18 protein-coding genes, 1 tRNA gene and 1 pseudogene are annotated in these 18,832 nt (G+C 60.8%); 10 read left to right on the top strand and 10 right to left on the bottom strand.

All coding sequences use genetic code 11. The features are described from left to right. The first annotated feature begins 181 nt into the window (after positions 1–181). The gene (locus tag OC71_RS20160; protein ID WP_041072753.1) at positions 182–2,101 is read left to right on the top strand and encodes a tyrosine-protein phosphatase; all 1,920 of its coding nucleotides are present in this window, start codon (positions 182–184) and stop codon (positions 2,099–2,101) included. Between the two features lie 115 nt (positions 2,102–2,216). Here OC71_RS20160 and OC71_RS20155 read toward each other — a convergent pair whose 3' ends face one another. The 3 genes from OC71_RS20155 to OC71_RS20145 all read right to left on the bottom strand — a co-directional run bounded on the left by OC71_RS20155 (position 2,217) and on the right by OC71_RS20145 (position 5,966). After that, positions 2,217–3,740 carry an EAL domain-containing protein gene (locus tag OC71_RS20155; protein ID WP_256198932.1) on the bottom strand — a complete coding sequence of 508 codons (1,524 nt, stop codon included), beginning with the start codon at positions 3,738–3,740 and terminating at the stop codon, positions 2,217–2,219. A gap of 197 nt (positions 3,741–3,937) precedes the next feature. Then, entirely contained in the window at positions 3,938–4,918 is a 981-nt protein-coding gene (locus tag OC71_RS20150) for an AraC family transcriptional regulator (RefSeq protein WP_041072749.1), read from the bottom strand. Positions 4,919–5,069: 151 nt separating this feature from the next. After that, positions 5,070–5,966, bottom strand: a complete 897-nt coding sequence (locus OC71_RS20145; RefSeq protein ID WP_041072747.1) for an AraC family transcriptional regulator — start codon at positions 5,964–5,966, stop codon at positions 5,070–5,072. A gap of 138 nt (positions 5,967–6,104) precedes the next feature. Between OC71_RS20145 and OC71_RS20140 the strand changes: the two genes are divergently transcribed. From OC71_RS20140 to OC71_RS20130, 3 genes are read left to right on the top strand one after another with little or no spacing between them, the layout of a single operon-like run. Continuing rightward, positions 6,105–6,848, top strand: a complete 744-nt coding sequence (locus OC71_RS20140; RefSeq protein WP_041072745.1) for an SDR family NAD(P)-dependent oxidoreductase — start codon at positions 6,105–6,107, stop codon at positions 6,846–6,848. Positions 6,849–6,882: 34 nt separating this feature from the next. Beyond that, positions 6,883–7,284: a VOC family protein gene (locus tag OC71_RS20135; RefSeq protein ID WP_041072743.1), complete on the top strand. Its 402-nt coding sequence runs from the start codon at positions 6,883–6,885 to the stop codon at positions 7,282–7,284. Continuing rightward, a complete protein-coding gene (locus OC71_RS20130; RefSeq protein WP_041072741.1) occupies positions 7,281–8,258 on the top strand; it encodes a trans-acting enoyl reductase family protein in 978 nt (325 codons plus the stop codon). Before OC71_RS20135 ends, OC71_RS20130 begins: the two co-directional genes overlap by 4 nt. A 10-nt stretch (positions 8,259–8,268) precedes the next feature. On the opposite strand, the gene OC71_RS20125 is transcribed toward OC71_RS20130, so the two are convergent. Beyond that, the gene (locus OC71_RS20125; RefSeq protein WP_041072739.1) at positions 8,269–8,682 is read right to left on the bottom strand and encodes a helix-turn-helix domain-containing protein; all 414 of its coding nucleotides are present in this window, start codon (positions 8,680–8,682) and stop codon (positions 8,269–8,271) included. 95 nt (positions 8,683–8,777) lie between these two features. On the opposite strand from OC71_RS20125, the gene OC71_RS20120 reads away from it, so the two are divergent. Next, a complete protein-coding gene (locus OC71_RS20120; protein WP_041072737.1) occupies positions 8,778–9,242 on the top strand; it encodes a nuclear transport factor 2 family protein in 465 nt (154 codons plus the stop codon). 245 nt (positions 9,243–9,487) lie between these two features. Here OC71_RS20120 and OC71_RS20115 read toward each other — a convergent pair whose 3' ends face one another. Continuing rightward, the gene (locus OC71_RS20115) at positions 9,488–9,850 is read right to left on the bottom strand and encodes a DUF6124 family protein (protein ID WP_041072735.1); all 363 of its coding nucleotides are present in this window, start codon (positions 9,848–9,850) and stop codon (positions 9,488–9,490) included. Positions 9,851–10,623: 773 nt separating this feature from the next. On the opposite strand from OC71_RS20115, the gene OC71_RS20110 reads away from it, so the two are divergent. Next, positions 10,624–10,875: a DUF2790 domain-containing protein gene (locus tag OC71_RS20110; protein ID WP_041072733.1), complete on the top strand. Its 252-nt coding sequence runs from the start codon at positions 10,624–10,626 to the stop codon at positions 10,873–10,875. A 44-nt stretch (positions 10,876–10,919) separates the two neighbouring features. On the opposite strand, the gene OC71_RS20105 is transcribed toward OC71_RS20110, so the two are convergent. Continuing rightward, a complete protein-coding gene (locus OC71_RS20105) occupies positions 10,920–11,864 on the bottom strand; it encodes a LysR family transcriptional regulator (protein ID WP_041072731.1) in 945 nt (314 codons plus the stop codon). An 87-nt stretch (positions 11,865–11,951) separates the two neighbouring features. Here OC71_RS20105 and mug point away from each other — a divergent pair, with 87 nt between their 5' ends. From mug to OC71_RS20090, 4 genes and pseudogenes are all read left to right on the top strand, one after another. Then, on the top strand, positions 11,952–12,521 hold the full coding sequence (gene mug, locus OC71_RS20100) for a G/U mismatch-specific DNA glycosylase (protein ID WP_052510605.1): 570 nt from the start codon (positions 11,952–11,954) through the stop codon (positions 12,519–12,521). Further along, positions 12,463–12,603 (top strand): annotated as a pseudogene (locus OC71_RS27180) (DUF1801 domain-containing protein); the annotation flags it as partial. The gene mug and the pseudogene OC71_RS27180, both read left to right, overlap by 59 nt. Positions 12,604–12,741: 138 nt before the next feature. Then, positions 12,742–12,816 (top strand) — tRNA-Gln (locus OC71_RS20095). Between the two features lie 172 nt (positions 12,817–12,988). Continuing rightward, positions 12,989–13,369, top strand: coding sequence for a RidA family protein (locus OC71_RS20090; RefSeq protein ID WP_025113298.1), 381 nt, complete (start codon positions 12,989–12,991; stop codon positions 13,367–13,369). 66 nt (positions 13,370–13,435) lie between these two features. Here the strand turns inward: OC71_RS20090 and OC71_RS20085 are convergent, their stop codons facing one another. From OC71_RS20085 to OC71_RS20070, 4 genes are all read right to left on the bottom strand, one after another. Continuing rightward, the gene (locus OC71_RS20085; RefSeq protein ID WP_041072729.1) at positions 13,436–14,506 is read right to left on the bottom strand and encodes an SMP-30/gluconolactonase/LRE family protein; all 1,071 of its coding nucleotides are present in this window, start codon (positions 14,504–14,506) and stop codon (positions 13,436–13,438) included. Further along, on the bottom strand, positions 14,503–15,648 hold the full coding sequence (locus OC71_RS20080; protein ID WP_041072727.1) for an SRPBCC family protein: 1,146 nt from the start codon (positions 15,646–15,648) through the stop codon (positions 14,503–14,505). The genes OC71_RS20085 and OC71_RS20080 overlap by 4 nt, the downstream gene beginning before the upstream one ends. Positions 15,649–15,760: 112 nt before the next feature. Further along, complete coding sequence (locus tag OC71_RS20075) at positions 15,761–16,624, bottom strand: LysR family transcriptional regulator (RefSeq protein WP_041072725.1); 864 nt, start codon at positions 16,622–16,624, stop codon at positions 15,761–15,763. A gap of 267 nt (positions 16,625–16,891) precedes the next feature. Beyond that, the gene (locus OC71_RS20070; protein WP_041072723.1) at positions 16,892–18,610 is read right to left on the bottom strand and encodes a hydrogenase maturation protein; all 1,719 of its coding nucleotides are present in this window, start codon (positions 18,608–18,610) and stop codon (positions 16,892–16,894) included. Positions 18,611–18,832 lie beyond the last annotated feature (222 nt).

Genomic DNA, 18,832 nt, shown 5'->3' with positions numbered 1-18,832 from the left:
AGCTCCCACAGGGTTCTCCGTTGCTCCGAAATTCATGCAAAAAACCGAACCCTTACGGACAAAAAACGCAGCCCACGGCCCGATCGCGCAACCATTTTCTTGCGCAGTCGTTCTGTCATATTCGGTATCAGTTGATTGCAGATAGTAGCCAGCCCAACGCTAATTCCAATGAGGCTGCACTGTGTTTCAACGACTTGTGTGTTCGCTGTCCGTTCTGAGCCTGTCCATCGCTGCTGCCCACGCTGCCGAGACCGTCATGCTCGACACGCCCCGCCTGCAAAGCATCGACAACTTCCGTGATGTCGCCGGGCTGACCACCGCGTATTCCACGGCCCACGATGGCACGATGCGCGGTGGCGTGTTCTACCGCTCCAACGCGATCACGCCGTCGGCAGCGGATCTGGCGACCCTCAACAGCCTCGGCATCAAAGCCGTCTACGACCTGCGCACGCCGAGCGAAATCGCTGGTACGCCGGACACAATGCTGAGCGGCGCGAGCTACCAGAACATCGACATCATTGGCAGCACCACCTCGGGCGCGAACATCACCACTGTGTCGTTCAAAAGCGCTGCCGACGCCATCGCCATGATGGAACAGACCAACCGCGCTTTCGTCAGCGACGCGGGGATGCGCGGGCAGTTCGGCAAGTTGTTCAACGAACTGGCCAGCACCGACGGCGCGCAACTGTTCCATTGCACCGCCGGCAAGGACCGTACCGGCTGGACGGCCGCCGTGTTGCAGAGCATCGCCGGCGTCGACAACGCGACCATCATGGCCAACTACCTGGCAACCAACGATTACACCGCCGCGCGCGTCGCCGCGACCCTCAAGGCGCTGCCGCCGAGCATGGCCTCGATCTATGCGCCGCTGCTTGGCGTGCAGGCCAGCTACCTGCAGGCCGGTCTTGATGAAGTCACCGCCGAATACGGCAGCATGGACAACTACCTCAAACAAGGTCTTGGCCTGTCGCAGGAAACCATCTACGTGCTGCGCGGCAAACTGGTCGAATACAACAGCCTGCCGGGGCAGGCCGGATTGATCGGCAACGCCGCTGCCGGTGCCGAATTACTGCGTCAATTGCAGAACACCAACCTGTCTGGCACCTACAGCGCCTACAACTATTATCTGCAATCGGCGATCGACGCCGGCACCCTCGGCGGTGTCGAAGCTCAGGTCGGCGGCCAGGTTCACGCCGACGCCGCCAGCTACCTGCTGCGGCAGAACGCGCTGATCGAGCAAGCCGCCGCCCCCTACGCCAGCGGCTCCGATCTGAACGTCGGGCAATACCGGTTGTGGACCACCACGCTCGCCGGTTACCTCGGCACCGACGGCTCGTCCCGCGCCGAGAGCAGCAACGAACACAGCCAAGGCCTGATGGTCGGCATCACCCAGCGCTTCTCCGAACAACTCAGTGCTCGGGGCGGTTTCGGTTACAGCAAAGGCACCGTCGGCGGTGCGGGCGGCGAGGCCGATACCGACTTCACCTTCTTCGACCTCGGTGCGCGCTACGGCTTCACCAGCCTGGAACGTGGGCTGTTCGTCGACGCCAATGCCAGCGCCGGCTACGTCGATTACGCCAGCAAACGCGAACTCGGCGGCGGCCTCGGCACGGCCAAGGGCGACACCCAGGGCAACCTCACCGGCGCGACCTTGGCGCTGGGTTACCGCGCTCCGGTCAACGGCATGATTCTCGAACCCAGCCTCGGTGTGCGCATCAGCCACCTCGACCTCAAAGGCTTCCAAGAGAAGGGCAGCGAACTGTCCCTCGACGTCGACGACAACACCGCCACCCGCCGCAGCACCGTCGCCGACCTCAACGTGGCGTTCGCCCCGGTGGCGATGGGCGCCTGGCAAATGGTGCCGGGTGTACAAGTCGGCTACGAGCGCACGCTGGGCAACAACGACGTCAACAGCCAGGGCCACCTGCTGGGCCTCGACATCGAACAACGCGCCGCCTTCGACAACCGCGACCAGTTCAGCGGCGGCGTCAACCTGATGGCCAGCCTTGGCGCCGTCAGCGTCGGCGCAGAAGTCGGTGCCAGTGGCGGTGGTGACAGCCACGGTTTCAGCGGCAGCCTCAAGGCCAGTTACGCGTTCTAAGTGATGGGATGACAATCAGGTCAAGGATGACCCCAAAACTTAGAAGCGCTCCCAAACCTGTGGCGAGGGAGCTTGCTCCCGCTGGGCTGCAAAGCGGCCCCAAAAACCAGCCTTGTCAAACACACTCAGCCAGCTCGCCGACCTGACCATTCAATTCCGCACCCGCCCCACAACGCTCCCCAACGAACCGCAAAAACTCTCCCGCAGGCATCGGCTTGGCAACCAACCAACCCTGCCCGAAATCCACCCCACGATTGCGCAGATACTCCAGCTGCGCCTCTGTCTCAATCCCTTCAGCCACCACCTTCAAGCGCAAACTCTTGGCCATGTCGATGATGTGCGCCGTCACCGAACTCGCCTCTGCATCGCGCCCGATGGTGTCGACAAACGACTTGTCGATCTTCAGCACATCCAGCGGCAACTGCTGCAAATGCTGCAGGCTGGAAAACCCGGTGCCGAAATCATCGATAGCTGCCAGATGCCCCAACTCGCGTGCCTGATTCATCGTTTGCCGCGCTGATTCGATCTGCACAAAACCGCGCTCCGTGGCCTCCAGCCAGATCTGGCTCGGCCACACATCAGCCTTGCTAATCGCGGTCTTGAGTCGGGGCAGAAAACGGCCGCTGCTGACATCCGCCGCCGCCAGATTGATCGCCACATGCAGGTTGCGCTCTTTGACCAGAAGCGGCCCCAGATCCTGCACGACGTGATCGATCACCTGGTCGGTGATCGGCAGAATCAGCCCGCTCTCTTCGGCCAGCGGGATAAACAGATCGGGCCGCACCAGGCTGCCGTCCGGATGCCGCCAGCGCACCAGCGCTTCGGCCCCGATACAGGCGCCATCGCTCAAATCCATGATCGGCTGATAGTGCACGATGAACTCACGATTGCGCACCGCCAGCTCAAGCTCGGCCAGTGGCGACAAACGCCGGCGCGTGCGCCGCACGATCAACAGCGCAAGCATCCCGGCAATCAACCCGCCTATCGGCAGCAACAGCATCTCGCGGCGCACCAGCCCTTGCAGCAACTCATGACGCGATACCGCCGCAATCGCCACCCAGTCACCGCTGTGCACCAGCGTATACAGATAACCATCCTCCAGCGCCGAAGCAGGGCCCAGATGCACGCGACTCATGAAGCGCTCCGTCCCCGGCCGCGAAATTCCCACCAGATGCCCGGCAGCGGTACCGACCATCAAATGCACATCGTCCTCGACCAGGACCTGCAAAAACTGCTCGGGGTCGACCAGCACATTGAAGGCCGCGTACTGCAGCGCCATCATCGGCTTGGCTGGCACGATCCGCGCTTGTACGCCGAGCGACACGCGCACGCCATCAGACGTAATGAAGTCTTCTTTCCACGGCGTCACCCGATGACCCACCGGCCCCCACGAACCGCAGGCATAAACCTCTTCCTCGACATAGCCGATCGACTTCACCGCGAACGTGTTGATCGTCAGCAGACGCATCTCGTCGATGCTCTCCGGCGTACACGGTGCAAGGCTCGACGCGGCGACGCTCTTCAGCACCCCGGCGGCTTCATGGAAGGTATTGTTGGCACGGCTGGATGCCACGGACGCCAGCGATTCGAGACGTTGCTGCGCCGCTGCCAGGTTCAACACCCAGGCGACGTAACCCATCAAAAGTACTGGAAGCAAGACACACGGAAGGCCCAGGAGAATGCTCCCCCAGACCATGCGTTTTTTGTTCATTTGACGCCACCTTGGCCCACGGCCCGTGACGTGCGGCTGCACGGCTGTTAATCAGCGTCTACAGATTAGCGCTGGCGCGATCGGCCGATCTTGCCGCAGATCAATACTCTCGTCGCCCACGCCTGTCAGCGTCGCGCGCGCGCGCCCGAACGAAAATCTGCCGGACTCACCCCATACGCCTGCTGAAAATACTGACAAAACCGCCCGACATTGCTGAAGCCAAAGCGCAACGCCACCTCCGTCACCGACGCCGAATGCCGCAGCGCTTCGAAAGCCCGCTCCAGCCGCACCTGCCGCTGATACGCCACAATCGACATCCCGACAAACCGTCGAAACCCTTCCTGCAAAGCGCGCTGACTGACGTTGCTCAACCGCGCCAGCTCTACGCCACTGACCAATTGCTCCGGATGCGCCTGAATAAACGCCATCGCCAACTTCACATGCCGCGGCGCCACCCTCGGTGCAGGCTGGCGCAACGCCTCGGTAAAATTATGCGGCCACGCCTCCAGCACTGCATCAATCAACATCTCACGCAACCGCGATGGCATCAGCGTGCCGCTGTTGAGCAACAGATCAAACTCCGTGCCCGTCGCCAGATCAATCAACGCCTTGATCCCCCGAAACGCCGCCGTGTGCAGATCCACCACCGGCTCAAACACAATCTTCTGCACAACCGGCCGCCCCAACAACGCCGCCAACCGCTCCGTGAGCTGCGCCCGACTCACCGAAATCCCGTGCTGCGCGTGATCGTCGAGAAACCGCATCGAACGGATATCCGCTTTATCAATCGCCAACCCCACCTGGGCCACACCGACGGACTCGGTGCGGTGGTTGAACACAATCTTGCCCGCCGTGGGAATCACGAAAGTGATCTCGTCCTGCGGGTCGGGAAAGGTCACGGTGAAATCGCCGTGGTAATGCATACGCCGGAAACTCACGCCGTCGTGTCTGCCGTAGACACCGCCAATGATGATGCTGGAAGGGATTGGCGGGGAGTCGGCGTAGCGATTGCCGAAGAACCGGGAGAAGAGGGCGCCGAAGTCTTCGGCGTGGAGGTTTTCGGAGCGGAGGATGATTGTTTGGCGGGGTGGGGCGACGGAGTACACCTTGGGGCACCTTTTTTTGGGGCTCTTGGGTAAGTGGCGCAGGGGAGGTTAGCAGGTTGGGGGTGACAGGTTTGTGACGGCGATTTCGTCGGTGGAGACAGGTCTGCTTTCGGCCAATAGCTGACACTCACAGTTTCCTGCAGTACGCCGCTCAATCGCCTCCAATGGCTCTCGCTCGCGCATGGATTCTGCTCGCATCCTGTGACGGTGGAAGCCCAAACACCTTTGCGTAGTCCCGGCTGAACTGGGTTGCGCTTTCGTACCCGACCTCGAATGCAGCGGCCATGACACTCTTTGCATTCGCCACCATCAATGTTCTGGCCTGGAGCAGGCGCACGCGTTTCTGATATTGCAACGGACTGAGGTTGGTCACGGCCTTGAAGTGGCGGTGAAACGCCGAGACGCTCATCGACGCTCGCTCGGCCAAGCGTTCGACGCCGATGGGTTGGGCAAAGTCCTGACGGATCCACTGTACCGCAAGGTTCACTCGGGCCATCGCGCTGTCGGGCGCCGCGATCTCTCGCAGCATCCAGCCCAGGGGGCCCTGAAGTACGCGGAAGATGATCTCCCGCTCGTAGACCGGGGCCAGCGCTGCGATGGCATCCGGATCGCCCATGAGTCTGAGCATGCGCACCCAGGCGTCCATGAGGTCAGTGGTCATGGATGCGACTGAAAAGCCAGGCGTGGGATCGACGCGACTGGCAGGTTTGGGCAGGTCGGCGAACAAGGTGGATAACACCGTTGGATCGAGTGTCAGGCTGACGGCCAAATAGGGCTCCCCGGTTTCGGCAGGGTGCACCGAACCCACGGCAGGCAGGTCGATGGACATGACGAAATAGGTCGCGGGGTCATACCGCAGGGTGTGGTCGCCCACGGTCATGCTTTTACTGCCTTGCAGAATCACGTTGATCATCGGGTCATAGACCGCCGCGAGCATGTGCTCAGGGATTTTGCCCTTGACCATGGCCACACGCGGAATACCGGTTTCCGTACGTCGGTTTTCCGCCTTGGCCGCGAGTGACCTGAGTTCGTTCAGTTGATTGTCCATGGTGTGCATGCTGAGGGCTGACACGGGTGCGCTGCAAGCAAAAAGCAGAAACAGGCAGGTTTCGAGGAGGAACGGATGCGCTCAGGCTTGTAAGGCTCAGTACGCTGGATCCTCATTCGAAGCACAGAGAAACAGCACATGAGCGTTATCGTCATTACAGGTGGGAGTCGCGGCATCGGTGCCAGCGCCGCCGAGCATATTGCGCAGCGCGGTATGGGTGTGATCCTGACCTACAACAGTCATCCAGAAGCAGCCGCTTCAGTCGTGGAGCGTATTGAGCATGCGGGAGGCAAGGCAGTTGCGCTCAAGCTCGATGTGGCTGACGTAGCAAGTTTCTCCGGGTTTCGCGAGTCAGTGATATTTGTCTTGCGCGAGATTTGGGGCCTCACCTCCCTCAGTGGCCTGGTCAACAATGCCGGGTATGGTCTGTTCAAACCCTTGGCCAGCGTCAGCGAAGCGCAGTTCGACGGCTTGTTCAATGTGCATCTCAAAGGCCCGTTTTTCCTAACGCAGACATTGTTGCCGCTGCTGGCGGACGGCGCGAGTATCGTCAACCTGACCAGCGCGACCACTCGTGTCGCCACAGCGGGTGTTGCGCCTTATGCGGCGTTCAAGGGCGGACTCGAAGTGCTCACCCGTTACATGGCCAAAGAATTTGGCGAACGACGGATCCGCGCCAACGCCGTCTCCCCCGGCGCGATCCGTACCGAACTTGGCGGCGGCTTGAATGACGAGTTCGAGGCTTTGCTGGCGGGGCAGACTGCGCTGGGCAGGGTGGGTGAGCCGGAGGACGTCGCGCGCGTAATTGCCTGTTTGCTGTCGCAGGACGGTAGCTGGATCAATGCCCAGACCATCGAGGTCGCTGGCGGTTACAACATCTGAGTCGCCCGCAGCTACACCATTTGAGGATTACGCAATGCTGGATCATGTCTTTTTGTCGGTAAGCGACATCACCCGTTCCATCCGTTTCTACGAAGCCGCCTTAACTCCGTTGGGCATTACCGCGCGCTTGGATTACGACGGCAAAGATGGCCCGCCGGGGCATCCTGACCTCAAAGGTTTCGGCGCCAATGGCCGGATGTTTCTCTGGCTGCGTGAGGGGATTGTTGAAGGACGTGCCGTCCATGTGGGGTTCGTCGCCAAGAGCAAGGCTGAGGTGGACGCCGCCTACGCCGCAGCCATGAAAGAGGGCGCGGTCGATAACGGCGCGCCAGGTGCACGTTTGCACTACGACCCGGATTACTATGCCGGCAATGTGTTGGACCCGGACGGGTACAGCCTTGAATTCGTCTATAAAAAATGGCAGCACGTCCAATGAGCAAACTGCTGATCTACGGCGCCACCGGCTATACTGGTCGCATGGCTGCTGAACGGGCAAAAACGCTGGGCTTGCGGTTCGAAATCGCCGGGCGCGATCACACGCGTGTGGCGGCACTCGCTGCGCATCTGGACGTGCCGTTTCGAGTGTTCGATGCCGACGCGAAGGCAGCGAGCGCGTTGTCCGGTATCTCTGTCCTGCTCAATTTCGCCGGCCCTTTTGCGTACACCGCAGAGCCGTTGATGCGTGCCTGTATCAAGGCCAATGTGGACTATCTGGACATCACCGCAGAGATCAACGTCTATCGGCTGGCCGAGCAACTGGGCGCAGAGGCCGTTTCGCAGCAGGTCATGCTCTTGCCCGGCGTAGGTTGGGACGTGGTACCGACCGATTCGCTGGCGGTGCATGTCGCCAAGCGTGTCGAACAGCCTTTTGCGCTGAGCATCGCGCTTCAGGTCCCAGGCTCGATGTCACGTGGCTCGGCCATGAGCGTCAGTGAAATCATCGGGGCAGGGGTCATGGCGAGGGTCGATGGCGAGCTGGTCGCCACGCCTGACGCCACGCTGCGTCATTTCGATTTCGGTGACGGCCCGGTTCTGTGCGCACCGCTATCGTTTGGTGATCTGGTGACGGGCTGGCACTCGACTGGCATCCCGAACATCGCGATGTTCGTGCACATTTCAGGCGATGCGTTTCCCGAAGGGGATCTCTCAACACTGCCCGATGGTCCGACGTCTGAGGAAAGGGAGGCACATCGTGCCCGAGCAGTTGTCGAGGTCATGGGTGTTGACAGAGTAATCGCTCGGTCTGTGATCGAAACCGTGAACGGCTATTCCTACACGCCTCTCGCGGCAGTGGAGGCCGCGCGTCGGGTGCTCGAAGGTGAACGTCAGGCGGGTTTCGCTACACCGGCCAAAGCCTTCGGTGGCGGGTTTGCCGAGAGTATAGAGGGGACGTTGATCACCGACTTCTGAGGCCATCTGGTCAGGCTTGCGCTGCCTCGATTTCCCGAGAATCAAATGCTGCCTGGGCCTTGATAACCGTATCCAGGTGTTCAAGGGTCCAGAGATAAAGCGCGTTGAACGGGTGCTCAAGTGTTCGGCCTAGTGGGGTGATGCTGTATTCCACTGCCACCTGAGAGGACGGGATGACGCGTCTCTGCAGAATGCCGTTGCGTTCAAGGCGGCGCAGTGCCTGGGTCAAGGCTTTTTGGGTGATGCCGTCCAGGCATCGCTTGAGCTCATTGAATCGAAGGGGCTTTTTGCACAGGGCCGCCAGGATCAACACTGACCACTTGTCAGCGATCTGGTCGAGCAGAAAGCGGCTTGAGCAATCAACGCCTCGATCTGTGGTTGTCGGGTCGCTGTTCTTTGCGGTTTGCGTGGCAGATTCGTGCATGGGTTTCCCTGGATATACCTGAGCACTTTGAAGTGCGTAATTGATATTAGGTATACACAATATACTATCGCGGCTCTACCTTTCTGGAGTTACCCATGTCATCCATTTATCAGACAGACACCGCCGATCAGCTTGCGGTCATTGATGCCCTCTACCGCTTTGCCGCTGGCATTGATTTGCGTGACGCAGCACTGCTGTCCAGCGCTTTCATGGAGTATGCAGTTTCCGACTTCGGGCCTGCCGCAGCAAAGGCAGGATTTGAATTCCCTGTGCTGGAAGGCCGAGAGGTCATTGTCGCAACGTTATTCGGCGCGTTGGGACAGGTCGATACCACTCATTCGGTCAGCAATCCCCGTGTGACGTTCGAAGGTGGAAAGGCACATCTAGATGCGTTGGTGGAGGCCCAGCACGTCCTGAAAAACGACCCGGCACGCCACTACCTCATGAAGAACCGCTATGCCGTCGAGTTGATGAGACTCGGCGCGGGCTGGGGCATCGAGCGGGTGACGGTAGACAACGTCTGGCGAACAGGCGACGCCGGTGTGCTCATAGGCGCTTAATCGGGAAGAGGACCTAATGTGTTCCGAGCGTGACTCGTGCGTCGCGCCCGGTTTCAAGAGGCTGCTCTCGGCCAGGTACGTAAGATTTAACGTGTGGGTGCAAAGCGCCAGCGATAAAGCTGCAAATGGGCCGGAATTGGTCACTTCTGAACGTCTGCTTATGGCCGGAAGCAGACAAATCTCGCAGTCAATTTCCGACAGATCCCTCTCGGCGCTCACCATAGAGCGCCAAGTGGGAATGTTCGTTAGGCCGTCGGCACAACATTATCCAGCGCCTGATTCACCGCCAATTCTCCCAGCATCACCACCTGCGCAATGCCCAGCAGCGTCTTGCGAATCGGCCCCTCCACCAGGGCGGCCACATCACCCAACATCACCGTTGCCGAACCCAGCGATTCACTGGCGTTCGCCAATAGTTCCTCGGTGGCGATTTTGGGGTTGGCGAGGAACATGGCGTTGGGTGTGTAAGGCGTCGCCATGATTGGGCTGGCGGGGTTCAGGTAGTGGTCTAGGGCGCGTTCGGCGGCTTCGCTGAGTTTTCGGGAATCGGGGGATTCGTAGGGTGAGACCGTTTCGGTTTCGGGCGGGTTTGGTGTGACCTTGAACATAGTGAAGCTCCATATGTGGCTAAGGGAACCATCACATTCGCTACCAAACGAGGGTGGTGGCCATTACGAAGGTTGGTAGACCGGCACACATGGAAAAACCGGCGTGCTCGAAAGCACCCTGCGCATGGCCACCATAAAACGCAGGCACCAGAAGGCATCTGTGTAAGGTGACGTTTTGCGCCATGTGTGAACCGGGCTACCAAACCCGATCGCTGCTTTTCAGCGACCGAACCACGATAAAACCCGCACCCTGGGCGCACAAGCCGGCGGATTCTGGCGTAGTCGTAGGCAATGGCGCAAGGCGTTGTAGCCTGGGATGACGTAACGGCGAGTGTTTTTAAACGTGTGCGGGGAAAGGGTTAAACGTGAGGGTTTTCGGGGCTGCGCTTTTCGTGAACGGATGGTTTGGCAAAGAGGAAAGCGGGGCAGTGCGACGTTTCGCTAAATCCCCTCGCGACGAGGATAGTTGTTGTGTGGAAATCAGAGGCTTCGGAGGATGGAGCTGACTCAGGTTAATCGCTGACTGGACTGATGCCTTCGCGAGCAGGCTCGCTCCCACATGGGGTTGGCGGTGTGCACCCTTGGTGTGGTCGATACGAAACCTGTGGGAACGAGGCTGCTAGCGAATGGCCTGTCCACGGTTCTCAGGTCTTATTCATCACCATTCTGGACACAGTGTTTGTCCAGCCGACCGATTTTTGCTGTGCGCTTCAACCCCTAACATCGTCTCCACTCCGTGAACAAACACGGTTCCCCACGAGACGGTGAACATCATGAAACTTGCAAAAATCGCTCTTCTTCTGGCCTTTGGCGGTATCGGCGCGCAGGCGTTTGCGGCGGATGAAACCGCGCCAGTCGAGGCGTACAACGCCGCCGCTCACGCAGACATCGCCCACGTGGTGTCGATCTCCGAGGCGGCCAATCAGTGCGGCGCGGTGCCGGTGCAGATGACTTATGAAGACTCGAACGGCGCGCAACATGTCGTGCAATACCAAGTGATGGGCAGCGGTTGTTCCAACGGTTGATGTCGGTGCCGGCGCTGGAGGGTCGACACTCCAGGTCTGCGGCATTAAGCCTTGGCGAGTTCTTTGGCTCCGGCGATGTCTTCATCGGACGCCAGCAGTTGCGGAATGGCGGTTTTCAGGAACTCCACCCAGGTCTTGATTTTGGCGTCGACGAATTTGCGCGACGGGTAGATCGCGAACAGGTTGTATTCCTCCAGGCGGTACTGCGGCAGTACCCGCACCAGTGTGCCTCCCACTAATCCTTCGACGGCTGATGCCAGCGGCTGAATCCCGATGCCCATGCCATTTCTGATCGCCGTGGCCATGCCGTCGGCGGTGTTGATGTGGAAAGGGGAGTCGGGGATATTCTGGGTTTCCATGCCCTGTGGCCCTTCGAACACCCAGTTTTCTGCGGGCATCACCGTGTTGACGATGCGCAGGCAATCGTGCGCGGCGAGGTCGGCAGGTGTAGCGGGGTGGCCGCGTTTGGCCAGGTAAGACGGCGATGCACAGAGAATGCTGTAAGTGGTGCCCAGGCGTTGCGCGACGAAACCGGAGTCCGGCAGGTCGCGGGCGAGGACGATCGACATGTCGTAGCTTTCTTCGAGCAGGTCGGGCAGGCGGTTGCTCAGGGTCAGGTCGAACATCACCGTGGGGTGAATCTCGCGGTAGCGGGCAATGGCGTTGATCACGTAGTGATTGCCGATGGCGGCCATGGCGTGGATCTTCAGACGCCCTACCGGCAAGGTCTGGGCGGTGCCGGCTTCTTCATCGGCGTCGCGCAAGTCATCAAGAATTTTTTCGGCGCGCTGCAAATAACGTACGCCGGCTTCGGTCAACGCGAGGCGGCGGGTGGTGCGGTTGATCAGGCGCGTGTGCAGCCGGGTTTCGAGGCTGGAGACGGCTTTCGATACGTTGGTCGTGGTGGTGTCGAGCACGTCGGCCGCGGCGGTGAAACTGCCGCTTTGGGCCACGGCGACGAAGCAGCGCAGGGTCTGAATAACGTCCATCGTTGTTGTTGGCTCTGTGGATGGGATGGCCATTCTAGAGTTTGCCGTGGGTGGTGTTGCAATTGTTTGCGAGCGAGGGGCGGGCGCATGGCGGGTGAAAGGCTGGAAGACATTCTGGCGTCGGGGCTTTCGGTGGTGTTCTGCGGGATTAATCCGGGGCTACTCGCGGCGGCGCAGGGGCATCATTTTGCCGGGCGCGGGAATCGCTTCTGGCGCACCTTGCATCTGGCCGGGTTTACGCCGCATGAGGTGCAGGCGGAGGACGATCAAAGCATCCTGCAATTTGGCTGCGGCTTGACGGCGGTGGTCGAGCGGCCGACGGCGCGGGCAGATCAGTTGGCGGCGCAGGAATTCGTCGCGGCGGCTCTGGGCTTTGAGCAGAAGATCCGCCGCTATGCGCCGCGTTATGTGGCGTTTCTCGGCAAGGCTGCGTATGCCGCGTTGTCGGGGCAGACAGTGGTGGCGTGGGGAGCGCAGGCGAAGACTTTGGGTGGCGCGCACGTGTGGGTATTGCCTAATCCCAGTGGGCGCAATCGGGCCTTCTCTCTTGAGCAATTGGTCGCGGCCTATCAGGAATTGCATCAGGTATTGATCGCAGGCCGATCCAGCGGGGTTGTTCAACGCCAGCCTGGAGGGCAACACCCGCCGGGCGATTGATTTTCACGAGGGCGATCCGGTCGATGAGCAGGCCTTGAAAGCGCTGATTCGCGAGGCGATTGCGCTGAAGGTGTCGAAGTGAATCGTGGCGGTTGCCTTGATTCAGAAAATAACTGGCTGTTTTAAAACAAATTTTTTTGCACTCGGGGCTTCCCAGATCAAAAAAAGGTTGGTAAATTGCGGCCCATTCTCGCAGAGCTTGTTACAGAGCTTGAGATACAGGGGCGTCGCCAAGCGGTAAGGCAGCAGGTTTTGATCCTGCCATGCGTTGGTTCGAATCCAGCCGCCCCTGCCATATTCAGAAAAAACGCCAGTCCGAAAGGGCTGGCGTTTTTTTATGCGCGCGATTTTTGTCCGGCAGCGAGGGTTGCCTGAGCCGTACCGGTAGACTGTTGTAAACTGCCCCGCGAAAAGTCCCGGCGGGTTGTTGGCCGGCGACCCTCATTCTCGCCAGACAAGAGACTTACATGGCTAATCACGACCTCAGCTTCACCCCTGATCCGGATGCGGATTCGATTTCCTCGGATGTTGTCGGTTTCAACGGCATTCTGGTCTCGACCCAGATCCCGACCCGCGCCGATGGCAGCCTGGAACTGGGGGATATCACCCTGCAAAGCGAATGCACCCTGCAGGCGCTGAAAGTGGCGCTGGAGCGGGCGGGCAGTTCGATGGATCGGGTGATGCACCTGACCATTTACCTCACCGACATGGCCGACCGCGCTGCGTTCAATGAAGTCTACAAGCGCTTCTTCGCCAAGCCATGGCCGGTGCGCGCGGCGGTGGGCGTGGCGTCGCTGGCGGTGGAAGGCATGCGCGTGGAAGTCACCGCGATGGCCGCCAAGGCCTGATCAACCTGCAAAACCGTGCTGGTTGGCCAGCGATGACGCCCGGCCATCCAGCACTCGTCTGCGTACTTACTTCAGCGCATCAGCCAGCGGCAACCGCGCCATGTGCCTGGCTTTCAGTGAACCCAAATACAACCAATCCCCATACTCGCGCGCCGTGGTGATCGGCGAGTAATTGCCGCTGCTGGCATCCTGCAGATTGGCGATCACCTTGCCCTGCAGATCCAGCCCCAGCACAAACCCGCGTTTCTCCACCGGTTTGGGCAGCACAGTCAGTGCCCGGACGATCATCGTGCGCACCCACGGATGCCCGGCGGTGCCGTCGAGCAAGGCACTGCGCGGTGCGTAGAGGGCGACCCAGAAGCGGTTGCTGCCATTGAACGCGAGGTTGTCCGGCAAACCGGGCAGGTTGTCGATGAACATGTCGTGGGTGCCGGCCTTGGGGCCCGTCAGCCAGTAACGACTGATGCGGTAGGCGCCGGTTTCGTTGACCAGCACATAAGCGTCGTCCGGGCCGAGTGTTACGCCGTTGGCAAACTGCAATTTGTCCAGCAGCACGCTGGTCTTGCCGGTCTGAAAGTCGTAGCGCAGCAAACGCCCGTCACCGCCATGTTCGATGATCGCCTCACCGTCGTGCCCATAGCCCCAGCGGCTGCTGGCGTCGCTGAAATAGGCGTAGTGCCCGGACTTGTCGATCGCCACGTCGTCGGTAAAACCGAAGGGCAGGCCATTGGCCTCGGTCGTCAGAGGAATCAGTCGACCCTGCGCGTCGAGCGAGAGCAGGCCTTTGACCGCGTCGGCAATCACCAGCAGACCGTTGGGATGCCGCGCCAGCCCAAGAGGGCGGCCGCCCGTGTCGCTCAGGACTTGGCGTGTCTTGCCATCAAGGCTGGTGCGAATCAGCCGCCCGTCATGCAGGCCGGAGATCAGGAAGTCACCTTCCAGCAGCAGCGCTTCCGGGCCGTCGATGTCGCCCGGGCCAATCTGTTCGACGGCTTTGAGTCGCTGGTTTTCGGCATATATCCCTTCGCTCAGTGACGGTGCCGCTGGCGGTTTCCACGCCACCGGTTGAACCCTGGTTGGCATCAACAGCAAAAACGCGATGACGAGGACGACCAGCAGTAACAGCAGGCGCTTCATGAATGTTGCCCCGTCAGCGTCAGGTGCTTGAGTGCCATGTCGCGCAGGGCGTGCATCGATGTGGCCGATTCACGTTCGATGCGGCGCTTCAACAGCAACAGGTTGGCAACGCGCATGCCCAAGCCGTCGAAGCGATAATCCAGGGTGCGCACGAACCGTGTGCCGTCGCCTTCGGCCGTGCATTCGTAGGTCAGCCGCAACGAGAGACCGTGGTCACCGCGCGCCCGCGCGCACCAGCGCCGGCCGGGCAGATACTCGGTGACCTCCCAGCGCAAATGACCGGCGCGCCCGCCGGCATGAATGTCTTCTTCGAAACGTGCGCCGGCGTGCAGCGGGCCTTGCGGGCCGTCGATCTTCAGCGACGAGGGATGCCACTGCGGCCAGTGGTTGACGCTGGCGGCGTAGCGAAGCACGGCGATGGGTTCGCCGGCGATATCGATCTGGTGCTGCATGCGGGTCATGGCGGGTCTCGAATGGCGCAACGGGGCGGGTTGCGGCTCCCAGTACAGGGTGCCGAACAGGTAATCCATCAACGGCAGAACGATATTGAAATTGCGTTCCTGCATGCACTCGCGACGGTGATGCAGTTCATGCAGATGACGCATCTGGCGGATCCACGGCAGGCGCGTCAGCGGATTATCCGGCGGCAGATGTTCGCAGGCATGAAACACCTCGTAGGTCAGGTAGCCCAGCACCATGCAGCCGCCGAACAGCCCGGCGACATTGGCGTTGAACTGTGCGAGCAGCCACCAGAGCGGCAGGGTGAAAACCAGTGTATGCACGACAATGAGCCAGGCCGGAAACAGAATCACCCGCCAGTCGCGAGCGCCGTCGTAGGTCATGTGGCCGGGGGTGAAAAAGCTGTGGTGGTCACCGGCATGCCGCGCATAGAACAGCTTGGCGAACGTCTTTTTGTGGTGGCCGAGATGGCGATGGACCATGTATACGCCAACGTTGAACAACAGCAGCGTCAGCGGCACGCTCAACCATTCCAGTGGCTGTACCTGGCGTGCGCTGCTCCAGAAGGCGCCGATCGCCAGCATGCCGAACAGCAGCACGAAAGCGCCGTGCAGCCACGGGTTGTACAACGGATGAATGGCCGCACGGTAGCGGCTGCGGAATGCCTCGGTGGTCTGCCTCAATGCGTTCACCTGCGGGTATTGTTGTTATACCCGGCAGATTAGCCGATCGGGCCGTTTGTGCAGGCCGGACCTTGAGGTCAGTTGTGCCATGCTCCGGTGCAAAGCGGCCGACTCAGCTCAACGGGTTCCAGCGCTGCGACCAGTCGTCATCGGTCTCGATCACCTGGCGCAACAGATCGAAGGCCTGTTGCAGGGTCGCCGAGTCTCGCTCGCGGGCGTACACCAAATAAGTTGGATAGCCGAATTCCGGGGCCTTGGTCACCGCTTCCAGCGCGCCGGTTTCCAGATAGCTGCGCACCACACGGGTGCGAAAGTAGCCGCTGCCGCCGTGTTCGAGGATGTATTGCAGGGCCAGCGGGCCGAGGTTGAAACTCAGCGCGGCTTTGGCCTTGTCTGGCAGGGCAGCGTCATGCTGGCGACGGAAGTCCGGCCCCCAGTCGATGTAGACATAAGGATCCGGTCGGTTTGGCGCCCGCACCAGAATCAGTTTTTCCTCCAGCACCTGCTCGACTTGCAGGCCGGGCCAATATTCCGGCTGATAGACCAGCGCGGCATCGAGCACACCGAGTTCGAGTTGGCGCAGCAGGTTTTCGCCGTCGCGGATTTCCATGCGCAGGGCATGTCCGGGGATTTTTTCGCGCAGTTCGGCGGCCCAACTGAGCATCAACGGGTTGCACAGGCTGACTTCACCGCCGATGTGCAACACGTTGTGATAGCCGTCCAGCAGCGGCAGGTCGCGCCGCGCGGCTTCCCAGGTCTGTACCAGTTGATTGGCGTAGACCACGAAGGCCTCGCCATTGGCGGTCAGTTTCGCCCCGGCGCGGTTGCGCACGAACAGCGTGCTGCCCAGCTGACTTTCGAGCTTCTGCACCCGGGCGGTGATCGCCGTTTGTGTGACGAACAACTTCTGCGCCGCCGCAGCGAGGCTGCCGTGGCGGACGATTTCCAGAAAGGTGCGGGCGAGGTCGATGTCCATGGGCGGGCCGGAGTCTGAGGTGCGGGCATTGTAAGTGCCGGCTCGCCACCGCGTCATCGTTCATTGCGCTGCGGTTTCCATGGATTTAGTGAGCGATGCAAACCCCTGCAGGAGTGAGCCTGCTCGCGATGGCGGAATGTCTGCCAAACCAGTGTCGCCCGACACACCGCCATCGCTGGCAAGCCAGCTCCCACAGGTACTGTGTCGGACGCAGAACCCGGTGGGAGTCTGGCTTGCCAGCGATGAGGCCGTAGTGGGCGCTGAAGCTCAACCCGCCAACTCAACCGTGCGCACTCGCGCCCAGTCTTCCACCAGCCGCGCCGGCGTACCGCAGGCCTTGCGCTTGTAGACGAAGTGGCTGCACTTCTCGGCAAACTGGTTGCGGTTGTAGAGCATGTCTTCCTGCATTTCCTGCAGTTCGTTTTCCCGGCATTGCTCGATCAGCACCTGATCAACCCGCAATTTGCGCTCACGCACGGCGGCATAGGTCGGGTCGGTCAATGTCGCATTGGCCCGTTGCAGCAACCATAACGAAAACTCGTCCGGGCAGCGCGGACCGATCTCCTGGACCATGCCCAGTTGCAGCGCCTGCGTGGCGCTGATTGGCAGGCAGGCCTGGGTCAGTTGTTCGGCCACCGTCGGGCCGACGGCGCGGGGCAGGCTGTAGGTCCAGTATTCCGAGCCATACAGGCCCATGCTTTTGTAATGCGGATTGAGCACGATGTCGGCCCGGGCAAACACGATGTCGGCGGCCAGTGCGAGCATCACGCCGCCGGCCCCGGCATTGCCGGTCACGCCGCTGACCACCAGTTGCTGCGCGCTGAGCAGCTCGGCGCAGACATCGTCGATCGCCTGAATATTGGCCCAGGCCTCGGCGCCCGGATCCTGCGCGGCCTGGATCACGTTCAGGTGCACACCGTTGGAAAAACTGCCGCGTCCACCCTTGATCAACAGCACGCGGGTGTCCCGCGATTTGGCCCAGCGCAGCGCCTCGACCATACGCTGACACTGTTCGGTACTCATCGCGCCGTTGTAGAACTCGAAGGTCAGCTCCCCGACATGCCCGGATTCACGGTAGCGGATCGGCTGATACGCCTCCTCATTGAACGGCTCGCGGGCGATTGACCAATCGAGCGTCGGCACGTCGGCCAGTTGCCCGGCCAGCACGTGCCGCGCCGGTTGCTTGAAGGTTTCTTCGCCGGGCAGTGGTTTGCGCCGCAACGAACCGATCCACAGGCTGTGATCACCGGTGGCAACCAGCACCGCATCGTCATGCACGGCGAGGATCTTGCCGGGAATGCCGGTGCGCTGATCAAGGTGCGCGTCGTACACGTAATACTGCCCGCCGGCCAGACTCGCCAGTACACCGGGCTGGCCGTCAGCGGCGTCAATGCAGCGTTTGATGAATCGCGAGCAGTCGTGCCAGCTGAAGGTGCGGTCGGCCTGCTTCATGTTCGGTTGCAGGCGGCCGCGGACTTTGGGATCGCTGTAATCCAGTGCGACAGGGACAAAGCCGTCGATGAATTTTTCGACCACTTCGCGAATACAGCGAATCGCCGCATCGCTGACCCGACCGTTGTACAACTCGGACTTGCGCAAGCCCGGCGGCAGATTGAATTCGCAGGTGGCCCAGACCGGGCCTGCGTCCATTTCCTCCACCGCTTGCAGGGCGGTCACGCCCCAACTTGTGAGTTCGTTGGTGATCGCCCAGTCCAGCGCGCTGGCGCCACGATCGCCGACGATGCCCGGATGAATGATCACCACCGGCCGCCGGAGATTGCTCCACAGCGCTTGCGGCACGCGATCCTTGAGGAACGGGCAGATCACCAGATCGGCGCCGCTGTGCTCGATCTGTTCGCACACCGAAGCCTCGTCGGTGAACACCACAACGCTGGGCGAATGCCCGGCCTGGCGCAGTTCCAGCCAGGCGCGTTGAGTCAGGCCGTTGAAGGCCGAGGATAGCAGAATAATCTTCAGTGATCGCATGATTTTCTTCCTTGAAAGGGCTGCCGTGGGCTCCTGATGAGCCGTCCCTGGCATTCGATGGAGCGCGCAGATTAGTCAGTGCTGCAGCGCTGGCAACTGATCCGGGTCAACGTTGTGTGAGTCAATATTTCCCCGGCGATGAGGTTCCTTATTCTCAAAGGTTTGACTGTCCTGATTTTTTATTACTTCAAATGTAAGCAGCGCTATTGCACAGTCGCGCCA

Origin of the sequence: Pseudomonas sp. W15Feb9B (genome assembly GCF_000828175.1) — a bacterium.
Classification (GTDB): Bacteria; Pseudomonadota; Gammaproteobacteria; order Pseudomonadales; family Pseudomonadaceae; genus Aquipseudomonas; species Aquipseudomonas parakoreensis.
Note: the sequence above shows the minus strand (reverse complement) of the source record. Positions and strands in the feature narration are given on the sequence as shown.